The organism is Bacillus infantis (assembly GCF_050107595.1).
GTDB lineage: Bacteria > Bacillota > Bacilli > Bacillales > Cytobacillaceae > Bacillus_AB > Bacillus_AB infantis_C.
In genome coordinates this window covers 151141-170549 of sequence record NZ_JBNILH010000009.1, presented here as the reverse complement: position 1 = coordinate 170549, position 19409 = coordinate 151141, and the positions used below count along the sequence as shown (strand labels likewise).

22 protein-coding genes and 1 riboswitch are annotated in these 19409 nt (G+C 44.1%); of the genes, 10 read left to right on the top strand and 12 right to left on the bottom strand.

Annotated features, from left to right (window positions below):
* Nucleotides 1-43: 43 nt before the first annotated feature.
* A riboswitch (PreQ1 riboswitch) is annotated at nt 44-86 on the bottom strand.
* A gap of 809 nt (nt 87-895) precedes the next feature.
* The gene (locus tag ACQCVH_RS18915) at nt 896-1681 is read left to right on the top strand and encodes an HAD family hydrolase (protein WP_426837150.1); all 786 of its coding nucleotides are present in this window, start codon (nt 896-898) and stop codon (nt 1679-1681) included.
* Nucleotides 1682-1696: 15 nt separating this feature from the next.
* Here ACQCVH_RS18915 and ACQCVH_RS18910 read toward each other — a convergent pair whose 3' ends face one another.
* Together ACQCVH_RS18910 and ACQCVH_RS18905 are read right to left on the bottom strand one after the other, a co-directional pair.
* Complete coding sequence (locus tag ACQCVH_RS18910) at nt 1697-2308, bottom strand: lysophospholipid acyltransferase family protein (RefSeq protein WP_426837149.1); 612 nt, start codon at nt 2306-2308, stop codon at nt 1697-1699.
* A 116-nt stretch (nt 2309-2424) separates the two neighbouring features.
* On the bottom strand, nt 2425-3147 hold the full coding sequence (locus ACQCVH_RS18905; protein ID WP_426837148.1) for a CBS domain-containing protein: 723 nt from the start codon (nt 3145-3147) through the stop codon (nt 2425-2427).
* 557 nt (nt 3148-3704) lie between these two features.
* Between ACQCVH_RS18905 and ACQCVH_RS18900 the strand changes: the two genes are divergently transcribed.
* Complete coding sequence (locus tag ACQCVH_RS18900; protein WP_426837197.1) at nt 3705-4550, top strand: YitT family protein; 846 nt, start codon at nt 3705-3707, stop codon at nt 4548-4550.
* 111 nt (nt 4551-4661) lie between these two features.
* On the top strand, nt 4662-5426 hold the full coding sequence (locus tag ACQCVH_RS18895) for a CPBP family intramembrane glutamic endopeptidase (RefSeq protein ID WP_426837147.1): 765 nt from the start codon (nt 4662-4664) through the stop codon (nt 5424-5426).
* Between the two features lie 58 nt (nt 5427-5484).
* Here ACQCVH_RS18895 and ACQCVH_RS18890 read toward each other — a convergent pair whose 3' ends face one another.
* Complete coding sequence (locus ACQCVH_RS18890) at nt 5485-5739, bottom strand: hypothetical protein (RefSeq protein WP_426837146.1); 255 nt, start codon at nt 5737-5739, stop codon at nt 5485-5487.
* 100 nt (nt 5740-5839) lie between these two features.
* Here ACQCVH_RS18890 and ACQCVH_RS18885 point away from each other — a divergent pair, with 100 nt between their 5' ends.
* Both ACQCVH_RS18885 and ACQCVH_RS18880 read left to right on the top strand, forming a co-directional pair.
* On the top strand, nt 5840-6289 hold the full coding sequence (locus ACQCVH_RS18885) for a GNAT family N-acetyltransferase (RefSeq protein ID WP_426837145.1): 450 nt from the start codon (nt 5840-5842) through the stop codon (nt 6287-6289).
* A 79-nt stretch (nt 6290-6368) separates the two neighbouring features.
* Nucleotides 6369-6791 carry an organic hydroperoxide resistance protein gene (locus ACQCVH_RS18880; RefSeq protein WP_426837144.1) on the top strand — a complete coding sequence of 141 codons (423 nt, stop codon included), beginning with the start codon at nt 6369-6371 and terminating at the stop codon, nt 6789-6791.
* A 42-nt stretch (nt 6792-6833) separates the two neighbouring features.
* On the opposite strand, the gene map is transcribed toward ACQCVH_RS18880, so the two are convergent.
* Nucleotides 6834-7580: a type I methionyl aminopeptidase gene (gene map, locus ACQCVH_RS18875; protein ID WP_426837143.1), complete on the bottom strand. Its 747-nt coding sequence runs from the start codon at nt 7578-7580 to the stop codon at nt 6834-6836.
* Nucleotides 7581-7968: 388 nt separating this feature from the next.
* Between map and ACQCVH_RS18870 the strand changes: the two genes are divergently transcribed.
* Nucleotides 7969-8184 (top strand): methionine aminopeptidase, encoded by a 216-nt coding sequence (locus ACQCVH_RS18870; RefSeq protein WP_224897336.1) that lies wholly within the window; start codon nt 7969-7971, stop codon nt 8182-8184.
* Nucleotides 8185-8327: 143 nt separating this feature from the next.
* Here the strand turns inward: ACQCVH_RS18870 and ACQCVH_RS18865 are convergent, their stop codons facing one another.
* Nucleotides 8328-8651 (bottom strand): winged helix-turn-helix transcriptional regulator, encoded by a 324-nt coding sequence (locus tag ACQCVH_RS18865; RefSeq protein ID WP_257991107.1) that lies wholly within the window; start codon nt 8649-8651, stop codon nt 8328-8330.
* A gap of 145 nt (nt 8652-8796) precedes the next feature.
* On the opposite strand from ACQCVH_RS18865, the gene ACQCVH_RS18860 reads away from it, so the two are divergent.
* Together ACQCVH_RS18860 and ACQCVH_RS18855 are read left to right on the top strand one after the other, a co-directional pair.
* Nucleotides 8797-9651 (top strand): VOC family protein, encoded by an 855-nt coding sequence (locus tag ACQCVH_RS18860; protein ID WP_426837142.1) that lies wholly within the window; start codon nt 8797-8799, stop codon nt 9649-9651.
* A gap of 81 nt (nt 9652-9732) precedes the next feature.
* Entirely contained in the window at nt 9733-10149 is a 417-nt protein-coding gene (locus tag ACQCVH_RS18855) for a VOC family protein (protein ID WP_426837141.1), read from the top strand.
* Nucleotides 10150-10190: 41 nt separating this feature from the next.
* Here ACQCVH_RS18855 and ACQCVH_RS18850 read toward each other — a convergent pair whose 3' ends face one another.
* Both ACQCVH_RS18850 and ACQCVH_RS18845 read right to left on the bottom strand, forming a co-directional pair.
* A complete protein-coding gene (locus ACQCVH_RS18850; protein ID WP_426837140.1) occupies nt 10191-11054 on the bottom strand; it encodes an SDR family oxidoreductase in 864 nt (287 codons plus the stop codon).
* Between the two features lie 82 nt (nt 11055-11136).
* A complete protein-coding gene (locus tag ACQCVH_RS18845; RefSeq protein WP_257991394.1) occupies nt 11137-11955 on the bottom strand; it encodes a phytoene/squalene synthase family protein in 819 nt (272 codons plus the stop codon).
* 396 nt (nt 11956-12351) lie between these two features.
* On the opposite strand from ACQCVH_RS18845, the gene katA reads away from it, so the two are divergent.
* Nucleotides 12352-13803, top strand: coding sequence for a catalase KatA (gene katA, locus ACQCVH_RS18840; RefSeq protein ID WP_426837139.1), 1452 nt, complete (start codon nt 12352-12354; stop codon nt 13801-13803).
* Nucleotides 13804-14394: 591 nt separating this feature from the next.
* Here katA and ACQCVH_RS18835 read toward each other — a convergent pair.
* The 5 genes from ACQCVH_RS18835 to ACQCVH_RS18815 all read right to left on the bottom strand — a co-directional run bounded on the left by ACQCVH_RS18835 (nt 14395) and on the right by ACQCVH_RS18815 (nt 18013).
* Entirely contained in the window at nt 14395-15402 is a 1008-nt protein-coding gene (locus tag ACQCVH_RS18835) for a DUF3231 family protein (protein WP_426837138.1), read from the bottom strand.
* A gap of 570 nt (nt 15403-15972) precedes the next feature.
* Nucleotides 15973-16563: a hypothetical protein gene (locus ACQCVH_RS18830; protein WP_426837137.1), complete on the bottom strand. Its 591-nt coding sequence runs from the start codon at nt 16561-16563 to the stop codon at nt 15973-15975.
* 21 nt (nt 16564-16584) lie between these two features.
* The gene (locus tag ACQCVH_RS18825; protein ID WP_426837136.1) at nt 16585-16917 is read right to left on the bottom strand and encodes an aminoacyl-tRNA hydrolase; all 333 of its coding nucleotides are present in this window, start codon (nt 16915-16917) and stop codon (nt 16585-16587) included.
* Between the two features lie 26 nt (nt 16918-16943).
* Nucleotides 16944-17219, bottom strand: coding sequence for a hypothetical protein (locus ACQCVH_RS18820; protein WP_426837135.1), 276 nt, complete (start codon nt 17217-17219; stop codon nt 16944-16946).
* A 113-nt stretch (nt 17220-17332) separates the two neighbouring features.
* Nucleotides 17333-18013, bottom strand: a complete 681-nt coding sequence (locus ACQCVH_RS18815; protein ID WP_426837134.1) for a M50 family metallopeptidase — start codon at nt 18011-18013, stop codon at nt 17333-17335.
* Nucleotides 18014-18414: 401 nt separating this feature from the next.
* Here ACQCVH_RS18815 and ACQCVH_RS18810 point away from each other — a divergent pair, with 401 nt between their 5' ends.
* Complete coding sequence (locus ACQCVH_RS18810) at nt 18415-19392, top strand: quinone oxidoreductase family protein (RefSeq protein ID WP_426837133.1); 978 nt, start codon at nt 18415-18417, stop codon at nt 19390-19392.
* Nucleotides 19393-19409 lie beyond the last annotated feature (17 nt).

The window sequence follows — 19409 nt, the reverse complement described above, 5'->3', positions numbered from 1 at the left end:
TCTCCTTTATCAGAAAAACAGCACCACTAAGAAAGCGGTGCTGTTTTCCTTAGTTTTTTTGAGAGGGTAGCTAGAACCTCTACCGTTTCAGGAACGGATTTTTATACAGTTGTAGAAAATGACAGATTTTATTCTACCACAAATATATGTCTCTATAAAAGTTTGATTCTCTTTTTTTCAATGGATTTGTTAAACATTGTTGTTGATCTTGGGCTCATTTCAGCTGTGCTGAAATGCGTGTGAAACAGAGTTTCACACGAATGAGCCAAAAATCAACAAGGTACACTAACACAGCCTTTTCAATAATAATGTTTGATGCCATCACAAGGTGGTATATAAATAATGCAAGCCAAAATATTAAAGGAGGGACTGGAAGCGATGGATCGCAGAACAGCGACTTCAAGATTGGTATTTGGCGTTGCACAAGAGGAAACTTTTACTGACAGGTCAATTGGGACACTTATCCTGAATCGGTATACGTAAACATCGATTCGGCCCCGATGTATAGTTTCCACAATCCTTTCTGAGGATTGAGAAAAAGCGCCTATTCAAGGAATTGGCGCTTTTTCTCGTTAACGGCGATTCTAATGCTTTCTTAGTTTTTGAATCCCCTGCCTCCCTTGTTATAGAGGCAAGGTCAAAACTAATCAGGAGGGACTGGTATCGATGATTCGGTTAACAGCGACTTCACGTTTATCGTTTGGCATTGAGGGAAAGACCAATTTTGCTTACCGGTCTAAGGGTCCGCAGTTTTATGGCCGCTATATGATTATCCGGTAAGGATCAAAAAGCGCAGGCAGGAGCCGGCGCTTTTTGCTGTCTGCCGGAATAATGGATTTCTCCCCTTTTTTATGCTAGAATCCCCTTTAAATAACCAGCCACAAGGAGTATTGACATGACAGCTTATCAAATTATCTTTTTGGATATTGACGGCACCATCCTGCTTCCTGATGATACCATACAGGAATCGACCAGGCGTGCAGTCGCACAGGCAAAAGAAAAAGGCATCGAAGTGTTTCTTGCCACCGGCAGGCCATTGCATGAAATAGCGGAAATCGGAAAAGAATTGAACATTTCATCTTTTATCGGATATAATGGAGCCTTTGCCATACATAAAGGCAAAAAGGTCCTGGATAAGCCGATGGACCGGCAGGTGATCGAAGAATATTTGCAAACAGCAAAAGAGCACAAGCATGAGGCAGTGCTTTATTCGAGTGAACAGAACTTATTGACCGATAAAGATGCCGGTAAGATGAAAGACTTCCTCGCTAAGTTCCATCTTAACAAAAACGCGCTGATTAAGCCTGAACACTTCGATCAGATCCTCGGAATGACAGTCCTCTCACTCAAAGAAGGTGAACAGCACCTTTATGAAAGGGATGGAATCCATCTTTCCCAGGTTAATGTTGATGGAATGCGTGACTGTTACGACGTAATCCGTGATACGGTCAATAAGGGTTATGCCCTGGAGGTTGTCATGAAAGAGCTTGGCATTCCCCGGGAAGCCTCGATCGCTTTTGGCGACGGGATGAACGATAAAGAAATGCTGGAATTTGCAGGGACAGGAATCGCAATGGGAAATGCACATCCAGATTTGTTTGAGCATGCAGACAAAAAGACGACCGCTGTGACTGATTCTGGTATTTTTAACGGGCTGAAAGCGCTTGGAATAGTAATCTGAATAAGCAGCCGGAAATCATTTCCGGCTGCTTATTTGATTGGATTTGAGCTCTTCTTCCATAGCCAGCATCGTTTCAGAAAGCTGCACCGTAATTTTTGAAAGTTCATCTTTATCTTTTTTGCCGCTGCTCAGGTCGATGGGCTGTCCAATTTTAAGCAGGATGGGCTTGCCTGACAGCAGTGCCCTGACGCTTTCAGGTCCATAAAAGGCAGCAGGCACGATCACCGTCTTTGCCATGCTGGCAATTGTGACAGCCCCCCTCTTCAGGGATGCCTCTTCGCTTGACCTTGTGCCTGATGGGAAAATGCCGACTGTGTTCCCTTTTCTCAGGAGCTGTAGAGGAACCTTCAATGTGCTTGTGCCAGGGTTTTCTCTATTAACAGGAAAAGCATTAATGCTTGTTAGAAACCTGTCTGCCAATCTTCTTTCAAACAGTTCTTTTTTGGCCATAAAGTGAATCTGCTCCGGGAAAACTCCTGCACCCAGAGCGACTACATCGACCCAGCTTCTGTGTGTACAGGCAATTACATACCCCTTTTCATCCGGCAGATTTTCCTTGCCTTCTATAATAAACTTCCCTCTTGATTTAAAAACCGCTTTTGCCAGCCGGGCAAAAAAATTATACATCCTGCTGTGCCTCCCCGTAGAAATGATTTATTTTAGTATTTTAACACCAATTATTAGTATCTGGTACTAATTTTTTTAAAAATAAAGAACGGGCCAATTAAGAACCCGTCCTTCCCTCATTCGAATGATTCAACTTCAAGGAGATCCCAGGATGTGATGAAGCCTTGCGGTTTTTCATTATAGCCCCCATGCTCTGTAACAATGATTCCTTCCAGCTTTTCATTCTTTGCATGATGCTCCTCGAACATATTTTCAATTTCAAAGATATCCAGATCAGCTGGAGCAAAGGCGATTTGATGCTTGAATTTCTTGTTATAAAGTTCCTTGATTTTTACTTCCTTCAGGCTGACAGAATCCTCTGAGAAGTGCTCAGACATCCATTTAACGATTTCTGCTGAAGTAAGGAGCCAGCTGTATTCTTCTTTTTCGTTATAAATCGGGAACTGTGAATGCGAGAAACTATTGATGACCGAAAGCACATCTGAAAGCTTTCCTTCTTCATAAAAATAAAAGACCGGCTTAGCCGCTACCGAGAGAGCGGTTTTAGGTTTTTCAAAATAATCAGCGATCTTTTCGATTTTCTCCACTGTTTCCAAATGAGGCTCTGCAATATAATAGCCAAGATCTATTTTTTCGTGGACTATTGCGTTTCTCAGCTTGGCGAATTGAAAAAGATCAACCTCGTAACTTCTTACAAGTGAATGGCTCTTCCCCAAATCGACCAGCTTATGGAATTTGTCAGTGTGCGCGTTTTTAACTGATTGCTTCAATGCTTTGTGAATGCGATTGAACGCAGCTTCAAAGCGCTCAGACAGGTTTTTCTCTGCTGTTTCTGCCATTATGATCTCTCCCAGGAATAAAATCTTTCGTTCATTTATTCCCTGATTCGCTGAAAAACTAACATAGGCTAAGGAAGTTTTAATTTTCTCTTTTCAAATTCATTGCTTCGTCGTAAAAGGGTCATATTTTGTTCATACTTTTCCGCTACACTTATCTTGTGGCTGCAGGCCGCATGCTTTTCCCCTTTTTAATATGGCCCCGCCTCTGTATCTTTGTAACGGGATATAGAGGCGGGCAAACAATGAACACCTCCCTTATCCTTTCTATTGAGGATTTTTCCCGTCCGGCCAACAGCCGGGCATTTTTGTGTGCAGACCGGAATAAATAGTGTGAATATTGCGCCGATAAGGGTATAATAAATTCAGGCAATCCAGAATCCTATTATTTAATCGGCTCAAAGGTTTTAGAATGAAAGCATTTGAATATACTGTTTAAGATATGAGTGTATGTATGATTTTGGCAGCGCTGTCAGCTGCCAGGCTAGAAAGGAGGTTTGCGGGTGACGGAATTGGATATTGGACAGCAGACAGTTCTGCTGAAAGAATCACATCAAAAAATGACAAAAGGAAAAATCCTTAAAAGAGCTCTGCTTATTACAATTGGAGCCATTCTGATGGGAGTTGGGCTGGAAATTTTCCTTGTTCCCAACCAGGTCATAGACGGCGGTATCGTAGGAATCTCAATCATGCTGTCCCATCTGACAGGAATCAAGCTTGGACTGATTATCTTTCTGCTCAACATCCCCTTTTTCTTTATCGGCTACAAGCAAATTGGCAAAACCTTCGCGATTTCCACAATGTATGGCATCTTCATACTTTCTATAACAACAGCTCTCCTTCACCCGGTGCCTGCATTCACCCAGGATATTCTCCTGGCATCGGTGTTCGGCGGGATTGTACTCGGCATCGGGGTTGGCATAGTCATCCGGTATGGCGGTTCCTTGGATGGAAGTGAGGTACTGGCCATACTGGCCAATAAAAAACTTCCATTTTCTGTAGGCGAAATCATTATGTTCATCAATCTGTTCATTTTGGGAAGTGCAGGGTTTGTTTTTACATGGGACCGGGCTATGTACTCTCTCATTGCTTATTTTGTTGCTTTCAAAACCATTGATATCACGATTACAGGGCTGGAAGAATCCAAATCGGTATGGGTGATCAGTGACAACTACAGGCAAATAGGAGATAGCATCAACAGCCGCCTTGGACGGGGAGTAACCTATCTGTCTGGAGAAGGCGCTTATTCCGGGGAAGATAAAAAAGTGATATTTTGTGTAATTAACAGGCTGGAAGAAGCAAAGCTGAAAGAAATAGTAGAAGGACTTGATCCCTCTGCTTTCCTTGCCGTCGGGGATATCGCCGAAGTTCGCGGAGGAAGGTTTAAGAAGCAGGATATTCATTGAGGAAAAGTCAAGGCCAGGAAATTATGTATTTTTTTATATGAAAAAAAACTGAACGAATTCTGTTTAGAATCGTCTTATCATTGTACTGATAAATCATAAGAGGTGTTCATAATGACAGAATTCTATATCTTTTGGCTGGCATCAGTTCTTGGAGCCATACTCGTTATTCCTTATCAGACAAAAATCCTGCATGTGCGTATTCAGGAAGCAGCAGAAAAGCAGCAGAAAAAGAAGCTGCCTCCCCTCCGGGTGCTTGCACTGATCGGAGCAGTACAGACTGGAGTCCTCCTGGGGGCAGCTGCGTTTATAGGCACCTATCTGGCTCCAAAAACCAATTTGCAATGGCCGCTGCTTGACCATTATTTGAATGGCACTGTTATCTCTTTTTCAGTGTGGCCTGCTATTCTGCTCAGTTTTCTTGGCGGTGCAGCATCCGCCTTGGTCATTCTGCTGCTGGACCGGATCTTCAGTAAAAAAATGCCTCCAGCAGAAGCGGTAACACCGACAAGAAAACAGGCTTTTCTTGCTTCCTTTTACGGCGGAATATCTGAAGAAGTGCTCATGAGGCTTTTTCTGATGACTTTAGTTGTCTATCTGCTCTCATTTTTGTCAGATGGAGGCTGGATTTACTGGACAGGAATAATCTTGGCTGCCTTCATATTCGGTGCAGGTCATCTTCCTGCAAGCTATCAGATATACGGGAAGTCAGCAATAGTGACGGTGCGGACCATTCTCCTTAATATGGTGCCCGGAATCTTTTTTGGTTATTTGTATTGGAAGTACGGGATAGAAATGGCCATGCTGGCCCATTTTAGTGCAGATATCGTCCTTCATGTCATCCTTGCCCCGCTTGCCGCAAATGAAAGGAAGCAGTAAAGACCACTTTTCCAGATGACTTACCTAATGATCCGGTGAGACAGCGACTAAGATCGATTCAGAGTTCTTGCCGGGGCATATATTCTTTCATCCAATCAGCAGACTTTCCTCCTGCTGTAAATCCAGCCGCTTCCTGTAAGCTTGGCGGGTATGGCCAAATCCGCACATGCTGGCAGACATGCTGGAGAACATCTTCATAAACGAGGGCATTACATTGTCTGAACCACTGTTCGACCGTTTCATTTTTAAAGCGGCATAATGGATAGCTGCTTTCTATTAACAATAGAATTTTAAAGACGTCTGTTTTTTCCATGCTTTCTCACCTGCTTTCTGCCTGATATCATCTTGGCAATAAAAGGTGAAAGCTAATCAGAATCAAAAATCATTTTTTAACTGAAGAGAAAGGAGATAAGATGGCATCTATAAAAAAAATGGAGGAACAGCCTCCGCTTGACTTGCTGCTGCTGGCAGATCCTTCTGCTGAGGCTGTCAGGGACTATGCAGCAAAAGGAATTTGCTGGGGAGCTTACGAGGGGGAAGAACTGGCAGGAATCTGCATCCTCCTTCTAACCCGGCCCAAAACAGCAGAAATTATCAATTTGGCCGTATATGAGCATGCCCAGAGCCGTGGAATAGGTACTCAGCTACTGAAGCATGCGATTGGATATACAAAGGCATCCGGTTTGCATACCCTGGAAATTGGCACAGGCAATTCAAGCATACAGCAGCTTGCTTTGTATCAGAAGCATGGATTCCGGATAACAGGCATCGAATTTGATTATTTCACCCGGCATTATCTCGAAGAAATATACGAAAACGGAATTATCTGCCGGGACATGATCAGGCTCAGCTTGCACTTTTGAATCTCAATATGTTTCCCCGGTTTCGCTTTTGGTAATTAGGGAACAATATAGTGAAAGAAAATGGACAGGAGTGAGGAACATGGATAAATTGTATACAGCAATAGCAACAGCTGAAGGCGGACGGAGCGGGAAGGTTCGTACAGATGACGGCAATCTCGATTTTAACCTTGCCATGCCAAAGTCTTTAGGCGGAAAAGGAACAGAAGATGGGACGAATCCTGAGCAGCTTTTCGCAGCTGGCTATGCATCCTGCTTTGATGGTGCCCTTAATCTTGTTGCCAGGCAGGACCGTAAGAAAATTGAATCAAAGGTAACAGCTGAAGTGACAATCGGGAAGGAAAGCGATGGCGGACTTGCCTTGGCGGTTGTCCTGAATGCTGCAGTAAGCGGCGTTTCCCTTGAGGAAGCGAAAGAGCTGACAGAAAAGGCACATGGCGTGTGCCCTTATTCCAGAGCTACAAGAGGAAATATAGAAGTTATTGTAAACACTGAAACCTATTAAACACAAAAATCCCCCGGATGGTCCGGGGGATTTCCTATTCAGCTATAAGGTAACAATGACCGGGCCTTCTTTGGTCACTATAAGGGTATGCTCGCATTGAGCGACATAGCTTTTTTCTTCAGTAACGTATGTCCACCCGTCCCCCAGTTCCACTACTTCCTCTGCTTCAGTTGAGATGAACGGTTCAAACGCAATGACCATCCCCTCCCTGAGAAGCCCTGTATCCCAAGAATCAAAATAATTAAGGACATGGTCAGGCTTTTCATGCAAGGAACGGCCGATTCCATGGCCGGTAAGGTTCATGATGACTGTAAAACCCTCATTGACTGCTGTCTGGTGGACAGCTTTTCCAATTCCGTTCAGCTTTTTTCCTGGCCTGATTTTTTTCAGGCCTGCATCAAATGCCAGCTGGGCTGTCCTGCATAGCCTTGTCAGTGTGTCGTCGGCTTTGTCTCCTGCCACAAAAGAAAGGCCTGTATCCGCAAAGTAGCCGTTCTTTGATCCCGAAACATCAATATTGACCAGATCCCCTTCCTTGATGATGCGGCTGCCCGGGATTCCGTGTGCTACCTCCTCATTCACACTGATGCATGTGTAGCCGGGAAAATCATATTCTCCCTTTGGTCCGGATATGGCACCGTAGTGCTCGAAAAGCCTTCCGGCATGCTCATCAAGCTCTTTTGTAGTAATGCCAGGAACCGTTTTCTCAATCAGTTCATTGCGGATTTTTGCAACGATGCTGCCTATCTCCTTAATTCCATTTATATCTTCCTCTGTTTTCACTATCATCTTTGTTGTTTCCCTTCTCTATAAGATCTCCATATTAGATTACCACAATTTATTTCTAATCAAAAACCTTTGCAATCAAAGAAAAAACAGCCCTGGGAAAGGCTGTTGCATGAAGCGTATCCAGAAAATCTTTATCCTAAAAAGAGGAGCCATGCTGGGTATATAGCTCCTCCTATTAGGGATTAACAAGATTGGGTATCCAATCCCTATCAGCATCCTAACTCCTTTTTCTGATTGGTGCAAAAATGAATGTGCTGACAGGTAATTTTTTTTTCGTAAATTTAGAAACACCCTTAACATTTCATAATATTCTGAATATAATAAAGAAAAATAAGGTATAAAAACACGCTGCTGTTATAACACTAATATGGAAAAGGAGGTGAACAGCATGGGTCTTCTAAAATCCTTTCAGGACTGGCTGGCTGCACGGGAAGAAAATCGGATTGCTGGAATGCGGGCGGTTGACAAATGCCCTGACTGCTTTGGACGGGGGTTCAATGCGTTTCATGCCAATGAATATGTGTACTATACCAATTCACTTGAGTGCCCTGGCTGCAGCGGAAGCGGGCTTTATTCAGCCTGGGAGGAAAACAGGCAGTTTTAGCGGTCTAGCTGAATTTTGGACAGGCATTCTAAGGCCCAGCCAAGCTTCTCCTCTCTTCTGCTGAAGGATAGAAACAGACAAATGCTGAGTTTTCTATGATTTATACTCCATTAGCAAAAAAGCCATGCTGTCATGCATGGCTTTTATTTGCTGTCGGTTTTCTCTATCCAGTTCTGAGACCATTGTTCAATTTCATAGAGTACCGGTTTGAGCGCCTCCCCTTTTTCGGTCAGCGAATATTCTATCCTGACGGGCGTTTCCGGAAAAACCTGCCGATGGACGATGCCTTGCTTTTCCAAATCCTTCAGCCGCTCGGATAAAACTCTGCCGCTGATAGAAATGGAAGATTCTATAGTGCAGAATCGCTGCGGCCCGTGTGAAAGCTGATATATGATCAGTCCTGTCCATCTCTGGCTGAGTATGCTCATTGCCTTTTCAAATTTCGGGCAAATCTTTGAAGCATTCATCTAAATTCACTCCTATAGCTATAGTATACATAAAGTTTCGTATTTATAAAATTGCTGATCTTTGTTGTTTTATTCTTGACGGACAGAAGTTATTTTCATAAACTTACTTACATAAAGTAAGTTAATTGCTAAAGGGGATAATATTATGAGCTTTCATGAAGTACCTTTAAGCTACGCTTCCGAAATAACAATCAAAGTCAGTGACCTTGAGAGATCAATTCTTTTTTATAAACAAATTATCGGGTTAAAAGTGCTGAGCCGGGATGCAGAAAGGGCAGAACTTACTGCTGATGGTAAAACAGTTCTGATTGGACTGGTGCAGCTGCCAGGCATTAAAACAAAAGCGGCCAGGTCTGCGGGCCTTTACCATTTCGCCCTCCTGCTCCCGAACCGCCCTTCACTCGCGTCAGTATTTGCACATCTGATCCAGACCGGCTGGCCTTTACAGGGGGCTTCCGACCATCTTGTCAGTGAAGCGATCTATCTTGCCGATCCTGACGGAAACGGGATTGAAATATATGCTGACCGGCCTTCAGAATCCTGGAGCTGGGACGATGGGATGGTCAGGATGGATAATGCTGCATTGCAGGCCGGAGAGCTGCTTGCCCTGGGAGAAAAGCTGCCCTGGAACGGAATGCCGAGCGATGCCATTATGGGCCATATTCACCTTCATGTGTCTGATTTGAAGGCAGCTGAAGAGTTTTATGTAAAGGGACTGGGCTTTAATATTGCTGCAGAATATGGCGGGCAGGCTCTCTTTCTTTCCACTGGAAACTATCATCATCATATTGGCATTAACACATGGAATGGGATTGGTGCACCGCCCGCCCGGGAAAATGCACCCGGAATGAAAAATTTTAAATTACTCTATCCAGATTCCCAATCAATCAATGCAGCAGCAGAAAGGATCAGGAAGCTGGGCATAAACGCCGAAATTCAAGGAGATTCGGTTTTAACTGCAGACCCTTCTGGGAATAGGATAATATTATCCCTAAAATAGGGATGGAAAATCGAAAAAATATTGATAATCTGCGTTTCTTCTTCACTCAGCTCTTATCCCAATGATTAGGAGGAAGCTGGAATGATTTATGAAATGATTGCAGTGATCAAAATTCCTAAACTTCATGTTGGAATCGATTGGTATAGTCCTCTTTTCAATAGAAAGCCGGATCTGCTGCAGGATGGAGAATTTGCTGAATGGTCGGTTGCTCCAGGGTGCTGTTTCCGGCTTGCCCAGGGACAGCCGGATTCAGGGAGCGGCCTGCTCCGGTTCGGTGTATCCAGCCTGGAAACTGAGTTAAAACGCCTGAGGAAAGAAATCGGCATTGAGGTTGACCACATTCAGATCAAAACCGAGCAAAGCATGCAAACCCGCTGGTGCACCCTGAATGATCCTTGGACTAACACAATTGGGTTATTTGAATATTTAAATGAAAAGCATAAAAGCCAGGTAATTCTTTCTTTACAGAACGATTGGAATGCAGCCGGTCCAGCTTAGATGAATAGCTGGGCTGGCCGTTAGTAAGTTTACATAATGTTTTACCGGTTAACTTGTTTTTCATTAGACAAAATGCGCCAGAACAGCCTTTCCCAATTCCGCCAGCCTATGGTATTCTTCAGCTTCAGCGTAAAAGCTGTCCCCTTCCCGACCGGGTATCTCAGCCGTGTTTTCTTTTTGCCGGCAATTCTTCCGCACAGCTCGGCCACTTCAAGGGGATCTCCATATTTATCAGAGCTTCTGCTTAAATAATTTTCCAGCTGAGAATAGTATCTATAATAAGGCGAATCAGGCTGCAGAGACCGGTTCGCTACCTTTTTCCCCTTTGACCAGATGCCTGTGTTGTATGAACCTGGTTCAATAAGGACAACATCTACATTAAAAGGCTTCATTTCAAGGCGGAGGCTTTCGCTCCATCCTTCTACCGCATGCTTGGAGGCAACATAGGGAGACAATCCGGGAAAACCCATCTTTCCGCTGATACTGCTGATATTAATGATCCTTCCCCTTTTTTGTTTGCGCATATAAGGAAGAACTGCCTGAGTAACAGCAAAAACGCCGAATACATTGGTCTCAAACTGGCTCCTATAATGAGCAAGATCAACTTCTTCTGCAAACCCTGCACCGGCAAAACCGGCATTGTTAACAAGGAGATCAACTGAGCCAAGATCCTTGAGGAAACTGCGAAAACTCAGAATAGATTCCTCTGAAGCTACATCCAGCTCTAACAAGGTAATCATATCCCCTGCCCCTGACTCTTCTGCCTGTTTCAGCAGGTCAGCAGAACTGGACTTGTCCCTCATTGCAGCTGTCACACTATAGCCCTTTTTTGCGAGCTCTATGGAAATTAGAAGCCCGAATCCCCTGGATGCCCCTGTTACAATGGCATTCTTTTTCCCATTCATCCTCTTCCATCCTTTCCCTCGGTACACTTAAATTAGAAATACAGAAAAAAATCCGGCCAAGCCGGCCGGATTCTCCTTTAGTCTATTCTGCGACAACTTGTTTTACCGTTGCATTCACACTGTCACGATTCATTTTTTCCTTGCCTTCTGACAAGGCAGAAAGGGTTCCATGGGCAAGTGCAAGCGGAATCCTGCAGAAATTCAGGATCGGGGCGGAAGTGATATCTTTGATATAAGCATCTGCAAGCGCAAGATTCCTCCTGGCGTAACTGAACATCTGGTCATTGTCCCAGCCATCGGGATAAAAGCTTACCCCCCTCTCTTTATCTTCTATTTTATTGCGGAGGATATTGACAGATTGGAGACCGCGCCCAAATGCAATCGCCAAGTCCTTTTTTGTCTCTGTATTATCATGCCATTTCCAGATGTCGGAAAGCATGACGCCGACAAGGCCCGCCACATAAAAGGTATAATCATCGAGATCTTTTTCGTCCCTGATGTTCCAGCCCTTCATCGTCCAGTCAGCCATGCCTTTTGCCATCGTGCTGGTAGAATCTAGAACCTTTTCTTTTATGGCTGCAGGACAGAGTCTGATCCAGTCATACAGGCGCAGCGTCACTTCCGGCAGTTTTGATTTGTAAGGATTGAAAAGGGATTTCATATCCTCGGGATTTACAGGCTTCTTCAGCAGTTCACTGATTGAACGCAAAAGGTGGTCCTTTGACTCCGCTTCAAGTTCGGGGTGGTCTTCGATCTCATCTATCGCCCTCATGCATAAATAAGCGGATGAAACGGTTTCCTTCAAGCCCGGGGAAAGATAACTGATCGGGATCAAAAAGGTCCGGCTTGTTTCTTTCAGCATTTCATAGGCTTCTTCATGTAGCTTGGCAGTGTCATTCATATCCAATGTTCCCTTCATAATAGAAATATCTATCTTAAATCCTACCATAAAATCATCGTTTTGTTATGTAATAATACTTCCCAATCACAATATTGGGTAAAAGGCAGGAAATTTATCCTGCTTTCCTGGCTATTACCCCTTTAAGCAGAATGGTAATCCACATTTGATATAGAAAGAAACGGGTGAATTATGCCTGCACGGTAATGAACTCTTCCATTGTGGCATAGGAATATTTTTAAGCAGTAAGTATTTTTTTGTGAGCAGATTTTAACTCCTATTTCTTTAAACCACTTACTTATTAATAATTATTATAAAAAAGTATTGATTTTTTATTGAGAAGTGATATCATTGGTTACATGGAACAAGCAATCTATTAAACTAAGAGGTGATCTGCAGATGACAAATCATAAACTGACTACAAGCTGGGGTGCTCCTGTAGGAGACAATCAAAATTCCATGACGGCTGGATCCCGCGGGCCGACCCTGATCCAGGATGTCCATCTTCTTGAAAAACTGGCCCATTTTAACCGTGAGCGCGTCCCTGAGCGTGTGGTCCATGCCAAAGGGGCAGGAGCCCATGGCTATTTTGAAGTCACAAATGACCTGACTACATATACGAAGGCTGCATTCCTATCTGAAGTCGGCAAGCGCACTCCGCTTTTCATCCGCTTCTCTACTGTAGCAGGAGAGCTGGGTTCAGCTGATACAGTACGCGATCCGCGCGGTTTTGCTGTAAAGTTTTATACAGAGGAAGGCAATTATGACATCGTCGGCAATAACACACCTGTATTCTTTATCCGCGATGCCATTAAATTCCCGGATTTCATCCATACGCAAAAGCGCCATCCTCAAACACATCTGAAAAATCCGAATGCTGTCTGGGATTTCTGGTCCCTTTCACCAGAATCCCTTCATCAGGTAACCATCCTGATGTCTGACCGCGGCATCCCTGCCACATTGCGGCATATGCACGGTTTCGGAAGCCATACCTTCAAATGGGTCAACCAGGAAGGCGAAGGTGTCTGGATCAAATACCACTTCAAGACTGAGCAGGGTGTAAAAAACCTGGCGCCTGAAGCAGCTGCCAAAATAGCCGGGGAAAACCCCGACTACCATACAGAAGACCTTTTCAATGCGATTGAAAATGGTGATTATCCTTCATGGAAGTTATGCGTGCAGATCATGCCGGAAAAAGATGCGGAAACATACCGGTTTGATCCGTTTGACGTGACGAAAGTATGGTCCCAGAAGGATTATCCGCTTATCGAGGTTGGCCGGATGGTATTGAACAAAAATCCTGAAAACTATTTTGCGGAAGTAGAGCAGGCAACCTTCTCTCCTGGCACACTTGTACCAGGCGTTGATGTCTCTCCCGATAAAATGCTGCAGGGACGACTGTTCGCTTACCATGATGCACACCGCTACCGTGTCGGAGCAAACCATCAGGCACTGCCGATCAACCGTGCCCGCAGCGAAGTGAATAATTATCAGCGCGACGGCCAGATGCGTTTTGACTCAAATGGCGGAGGAACAGTCTACTATGAGCCAAACAGTTTCGGAGGACCTAAAGAATCACCGGAAAATAAGCCTGCTCCTTTTGCCGTAACAGGTGCTGCAGACAGCGTTTCTTACGATCATAATGATCATTACACGCAAGCCGGTGATCTTTACCGCCTTATGAGTGAAGAAGAGCGCTCCCGCCTTGTGGAAAATATCGTCGGTGCCATGAAGCCGGTTGAGAGCGATGAAATCAAACTGCGCCAAATAGAGCATTTTTATAAAGCAGATCCTGAATACGGAACAAAAGTAGCAGAAGGACTGGGCCTTCAGGTACCGGTAAAAGCATAATCTCTTGTCTGAACCTGCCCTTCTCTATTCTCAATAATCGACAAAATTCTCAATTACAGGCACCTGCTTCGGCCGGTGCCTGTAAAAATTATAAAAAAGCGGGTAATTCCTATTTACGGACGCCGGCATGAACAGCCTCTTCCCTGCCTTATAAAGTGCGAGACTGAGAACACTCCGATAAACATAATGCAGCAAAGGAAATTCACCATGAGCTTTAGGGGAATGACCCTTAAGACAGTCTATAATAAATTGAAATAGTATATGAAGCTGAAAGGAATGTGCAGAGGCTTCCATAGAATAATCATTGCTGAATGAGAAGGTGAAAATATTGAATAAGAAGATATGCCCTAAATGCCAAACTGCTGAAAAACAATTAAAGCACAGCATTATCTGCAAATGCGGAAGCCGGCTGAGGGCAAAGCATTAAGGTGATATACGGATGGAGTGTGGTGTTTTCCTATGATCATAATAGCGTTTCCTGAGTGCCGGGCCAGCTGCTGGAGAAGCATTAAACGAGTGCTTCTCCAGCAGCTGGCTGATTTTATGTACTTTATTTCCGATATCTTTAAAGCAATATAAAACACATGGCTGTCATTTCCCGGCAAGTTCATCCCTTTCCGGACATTGCGGCGGCTGCTCAAACCATTCGTTTTGAATGAGTATGTCAAGCCCATCCTCTGAATAGGCGGTAGTGTCGGCAAAACATCTCATATAATAAGCAGCAACATCCCTACGAAGTGTCATGGACAGCGCCTGTCCATAACGGGCCACCCCCAATGCATTCAGAGTAGAAACTAAAAATAGCATCAATTCATCTGAATATGGTGCATCAGTTGATTTTGTTACTTTTGAATCCCAGCTCATCCCATTTGGCACCAGGTCCTCTCCTAGCAGGCCTTGCACCTTAGAAACAAAATCTGCAGCGAGCCCTCTGCCCCTAAAGAAATAATCTTTAATTTGCGGATCTCTAACGGTCTGGATGAATCCTGTCAGCAGTTCCTTGCCCATTTGGTTGGTAATGCCATTGTCAAACAGCTGTGCTGCTTCAATGGCAAGCAGCGGCCTTCTTTTTCCCATCCATCCCCTGAGAAAACTTTTCTTTTCTACGATATCACGCTTATCCGGATATGGGATGTAAGGCGGGCGGACAAATATCCCCTTTCCTTTCATAGTATCAAGAATCTCTTTCAGCACACGGTTAGCTTCTTCATTGAATTCAGAATAGAGTATGTAAACATCTTCCCTTGAAGAAATGTTTAAGCCCATTGTATGGGAAAGGACTGCAAACCTGGCCGCATTAAGCATAAAATCGCAATAAAACATATCTGTAAATAGACGGTCGGCATTAAGATTAACATGCTGTTCAGCCGGAAAGGCACGGGGCAGCGGAATATTTTCCCTGTTAAAAAGCTGTCCTACCCTTTCCATATGGCTTTCCGCCAATTGAATTGTATGCTCCAGGCAAACCTTGATGTCCTGATCGTCCACTCTCTGGTTAAAATGATAAATCATACAGAGGGTTGCACTGTCATCCATATACGTGTTCCATAAGTAAGCTATCTCAGCACTGGTGAGCCTTGGTTCATGATGAAGTTCCATCTTCCGATCCTCCTTTATTAATAGTAGTATGTGCGAATCGTTTAAAGAAATAACAATGATATGGAATTAATATGGGAATTATACAAGCAAAGTGAATGATTTATATTACTGTACAAAGGAAAAAGCCCAAGCAGACGGAACAAAAGCGCAAGTGCCTTGATCACCCTGAAGGAACGCATACTAAGAACGCCACGTCCTGTGGCTACGTCTGCATGACCCCCATCCTGGGGGCATCAAGACGAACCCGGAAAGCCGTTCTTTGCCTTTTTGAGAGGTTTGGCTTGTGACCTCGGCGCAGCTGCTGGACGTGGATCAGGAATTGAAAATTATTCACAATTCTTACAATTTATAGATTCTTTAACAAAAGAAAAAACGCCCGGCAAAACTCCGGGCGCTGCTTTTCTTCAAGATTTTATTTAAGAATTGTTCAAAAAATCTCTATTTTTCCTGCACTTCATGGAAAAAGCCATTCCCTCTTTCCTCGAATGAGACCAGCTGTGAGTCTGAAAATATAAGTTTTCATACTCAAACTCTTAAGGGGAATTTTAAGGATTAGCTCGTCTCACAGTTTTAGACTGATTTTCTTGCAGGATATTTTCTTGATAAGTAAATGATGGCGAGGAGCAGAAAAATAAAAACCAGCGCCGTTAATATTCCGCTTTCTCTAAGGATATTTTCAGCAAGCCTTTTTATTTTATGAATGAGAGGCTCTTCTGCTGCTTCCTCACGCTCTGTCATATAATGCACATACATGACAGATGAGCAGGATATGACAGGCTCCCATCCATCTTTGCCTTCTTCTAGCCAAATCTCTATTATATCTCCCTTTGCGATATCCATCCGGGCAGGACCTGTAAATTCTTCAGCCATCCAGGATGGAATATAATGATAATAAACCTCTACAGCTGTTTCATAGTCAAAGCTGCCGGGCGCTTTTATTACTTTTGAGGGTAAAATGGTCATTTTCCTGACATGGAGATATTCTTCGTCTGGCAAATCATGAAAGAACTCATCTTTTTCCACCTTGCCCACTATATGCAATGGGGCCTCGAGCTTCATTTCTTCCACTTCAGCTGGATCGGGTGCAGAGAGAGCTTCAAGTCCTTCCTGGAGCATGAATAGAGCAAGAAGAACAGTTATGGCCCGGCAGATGGTTTTCATAGGATCCTCCCTAATTTAAGCTTATTTATACAGCCGAAGATGCCCGACAATCATTTTGGCTTCTTCTTTATCCATCGGCGGCAGGGCTGCTGCTGTAAGGCTTCCTGGTGCAACCTCTGTCCTTCCGGCGTCTTTGATCGTTACATAGCCTTTTTCTTCTAGCCTCTTGAGCTCTGATTCGCGGCCGGAGAGCATGATTTTTGTTTGGCCGCTCATTAGCCATTCTTTGAAAAGTGGTTCCTCCATATATGTGAGTACACTAATGGCTGCTGCATGGGCAGCCTGGGCAGCAGCTTTCCCGGCTGACATTTTCAAGTCAGAATTGATCACATAATATTGTACGATTTCTTTCATATTGACCCTCATTTATTTTCATTTAGTTATACCCCTGCCCCAAACACATCCATAATCAATGAGAGTGCCAGCGGACCAAGTAAAAAGGCGATGATCAGCCAGACACCGGTTTCCATGCGTATTTCCTTTTTGTCCAGAGACAGCTTTTTCAGAGTATAGTCGGTTAACAGCAGGATGAGCCCGATGGAAACGAAGACGGCTAATGACTTCAGGGATTGCGGCAGGATATTTTCATAAGCGAAAGAAGCCACCAGCCCCGTCGCGACAAGGATGGCAGGATTAATCACAGTCGTCAGTTTCATAACTCCTCCACTATATTTAAAGTTAGTCTTTAACTGGTTGATTTTGTAAGTTCCCTTGTTTTCTCATAGTAATGCATGTGTAAAAATCTGTCCAGATAAGAAATTCTTTTTAATTAGCGGCTTAATTTAAATATGCCTTTTTTTATGGACAAATAACAGAACCATATCGCCTGCAGAAAGAACAAGGACCCAAATACTTGTGCAGGAAGCAAAAGAGAAGCGGACAGATTGGCTGCATCCCCTGCTGTCTGAGGAGATATGAAGCTCAGCAGCATAATCTCGAAGGCACTTGTGACTGATTCAACGAGCATGATGGATGCGATCAGGAGCAAGACATTTTGTACGAGCGAAGGGCTCCCTTTCTTTAAAAGAAAACCAAAGCCAGCACCAAAGGAAATCAGCCAGAAGATCCCGTAAGCATTCCGCACCCAAAAAACCAGGTTAAGAATGATAAAGCTGAGGAGAATCATGATCAGCATTTTGTCCTTTTTCTTCCCAAGCAGCCAAAAGGCAATGAAAGCCATAAAAGATGAAAAAACGTACCCCGCGGCTCCAGTAAACACTCCTCCGAACCAGTTTGAATGTCTTGTGTATGTAACACCTTCTGTATTGGCAAAAAGGGAAATATGGTGAACTTCTCCCCCAAACAGGGCGAAAAGCGCATGGCCGGATTCATGAATGAGCGTATTGATGATGCCTGAATAGTCGCCGATGACAGGCATTCTTGTTATAAGGACGGCCAGTATTAAAAAAATAAAAAACCGCCAGCTGAATTTGCTGCGTATAAAATTCATCCTTTGTCCTCTTTTCCTGGTATTCTTAGAGAAAATTATACAGTAAAAATCGTTATGTATCTTAAATTAATAATAGGGACGATATTAAGCCTTTACCAGAAGTGCCGCCATAAAAATTTGTAAAATCTGTTGATTGGAGTGGAAGGCACGCAGACTCCTGCGGGATTGCAGCGGAAATGTTGAGACCCCACAGCGCGCAGCGCGAGGAGGCTCAACTTCGCCCCGCGGAAAGCGAAGTGCCTGGAACGGAAATCAACACCCCCATTTATAGGGAAACTTGTTTTTATGGTTAATAACTCTATAAGCTTTTCTTATAGCATCCGATAATATTTTGATTATTTTACCTTTCTAATTAAACGTTAAAATAGATAATAGCAGATACATACAAAAGGAGGCTTATAATGAAAGCGATACATGTTACAAAGTATGGCGGTTCTGAAAATATGATTCTGGCAGAAGCTGAAAGGCCGGTGCCTGCTGCAGGGGAAGTTCTGATTAAAGTGAAGGCAGCCAGTGTGAATTTTGCCGATATTAAGGCGAGGTACGGCAAAAAAGGTGGCGGTCCCCTTCCTTATATTCCTGGTATAGACTGTACCGGCACGATAGAGGCACTAGGGAACGGTGTGAAGGGCCTTATTCCAGGGCAGCGGGTCATTGCGTTTCCTTCTAAAGGATCTTATGCCGAATATGCTGTCGCCCCAGCCATGCTTACCTTCCCTATCCCGATAAACATCTCAGATATACAGGCAGCGGCATTTCCGATTGCCGGAATAACATCGCTCAAGCTGCTTGAAGAAGTCGCGCGAATTCAGCATGGAGAAACCGTACTTATCCATGCCGGCGCGGGCGGTGTCGGCACCACTGCCATTCAGCTTGCCAGGATACTTGGCGCAGGGAAAGTGATTGCCACGGCTGGTTCTCCTGAAAAAACAGCATACGCAATGGAAGCAGGAGCCGATTATGCTGCCTGTTATACTAAGGAAGATTTCCAGGTTAAAGTAATGGAATGGACAGAAGGAAAAGGGGCCGATGTTATCCTTGATTCTGTTGCCGGTGCAGTGACGGAAAAAAGTCTGGATTGCCTTGCACCTTTTGGAAGGATAGTCAATTTCGGCAATGCTTCCGGAAAAGCCGGGACTGTACAGACAAGTGATCTCCACAGCAGCTGCCGCTCCCTCCTCGGCTTCAGCTTTGGTATGGTGCGCAAGAAAAAGCCGCATCTTGTAAAAGCTTCTGCCGAAAAAATCATCGGTTTACTGGAAACAGGCCGTCTCCGCATGAGAATCGGAAAAACTTTCAGCTTGGCAGAGGCAGCTGAGGCCCATAACTGGATAGAGAGCAGGCAGAGCATGGGGAAAACTATCCTGATCATAGACTAAAGAGAATAGCCTGCACC

Excerpts from the sequence above, each read along its gene's own strand:
- map (WP_426837143.1), bottom strand. The coding sequence starts at position 7,580 with ATGATAGTGAAAACAGAGGAAGATATAAATGGAATTAAGGAGATAGGC.
- ACQCVH_RS18855 (WP_426837141.1), top strand. The coding sequence starts at position 9,733 with ATGATTTATGAAATGATTGCAGTGATCAAAATTCCTAAACTTCATGTT.
- ACQCVH_RS18885 (WP_426837145.1), top strand. The coding sequence starts at position 5,840 with ATGGCATCTATAAAAAAAATGGAGGAACAGCCTCCGCTTGACTTGCTG.
- ACQCVH_RS18870 (WP_224897336.1), top strand. The coding sequence starts at position 7,969 with ATGGGTCTTCTAAAATCCTTTCAGGACTGGCTGGCTGCACGGGAAGAA.
- ACQCVH_RS18890 (WP_426837146.1), bottom strand. The coding sequence starts at position 5,739 with ATGGAAAAAACAGACGTCTTTAAAATTCTATTGTTAATAGAAAGCAGC.
- ACQCVH_RS18910 (WP_426837149.1), bottom strand. The coding sequence starts at position 2,308 with ATGTATAATTTTTTTGCCCGGCTGGCAAAAGCGGTTTTTAAATCAAGA.
- ACQCVH_RS18820 (WP_426837135.1), bottom strand. The coding sequence starts at position 17,219 with ATGAAACTGACGACTGTGATTAATCCTGCCATCCTTGTCGCGACGGGG.
- ACQCVH_RS18905 (WP_426837148.1), bottom strand. The coding sequence starts at position 3,147 with ATGGCAGAAACAGCAGAGAAAAACCTGTCTGAGCGCTTTGAAGCTGCG.
- ACQCVH_RS18825 (WP_426837136.1), bottom strand. The coding sequence starts at position 16,917 with ATGAAAGAAATCGTACAATATTATGTGATCAATTCTGACTTGAAAATG.
- ACQCVH_RS18860 (WP_426837142.1), top strand. The coding sequence starts at position 8,797 with ATGAGCTTTCATGAAGTACCTTTAAGCTACGCTTCCGAAATAACAATC.
- ACQCVH_RS18895 (WP_426837147.1), top strand. The coding sequence starts at position 4,662 with ATGACAGAATTCTATATCTTTTGGCTGGCATCAGTTCTTGGAGCCATA.
- ACQCVH_RS18900 (WP_426837197.1), top strand. The coding sequence starts at position 3,705 with ATGACAAAAGGAAAAATCCTTAAAAGAGCTCTGCTTATTACAATTGGA.
- ACQCVH_RS18880 (WP_426837144.1), top strand. The coding sequence starts at position 6,369 with ATGGATAAATTGTATACAGCAATAGCAACAGCTGAAGGCGGACGGAGC.
- ACQCVH_RS18865 (WP_257991107.1), bottom strand. The coding sequence starts at position 8,651 with ATGAATGCTTCAAAGATTTGCCCGAAATTTGAAAAGGCAATGAGCATA.
- ACQCVH_RS18845 (WP_257991394.1), bottom strand. The coding sequence starts at position 11,955 with ATGAATGACACTGCCAAGCTACATGAAGAAGCCTATGAAATGCTGAAA.
- ACQCVH_RS18915 (WP_426837150.1), top strand. The coding sequence starts at position 896 with ATGACAGCTTATCAAATTATCTTTTTGGATATTGACGGCACCATCCTG.
- ACQCVH_RS18830 (WP_426837137.1), bottom strand. The coding sequence starts at position 16,563 with ATGAAAACCATCTGCCGGGCCATAACTGTTCTTCTTGCTCTATTCATG.
- ACQCVH_RS18850 (WP_426837140.1), bottom strand. The coding sequence starts at position 11,054 with ATGAATGGGAAAAAGAATGCCATTGTAACAGGGGCATCCAGGGGATTC.
- ACQCVH_RS18815 (WP_426837134.1), bottom strand. The coding sequence starts at position 18,013 with ATGAATTTTATACGCAGCAAATTCAGCTGGCGGTTTTTTATTTTTTTA.
- ACQCVH_RS18835 (WP_426837138.1), bottom strand. The coding sequence starts at position 15,402 with ATGGAACTTCATCATGAACCAAGGCTCACCAGTGCTGAGATAGCTTAC.
- katA (WP_426837139.1), top strand. The coding sequence starts at position 12,352 with ATGACAAATCATAAACTGACTACAAGCTGGGGTGCTCCTGTAGGAGAC.
- ACQCVH_RS18810 (WP_426837133.1), top strand. The coding sequence starts at position 18,415 with ATGAAAGCGATACATGTTACAAAGTATGGCGGTTCTGAAAATATGATT.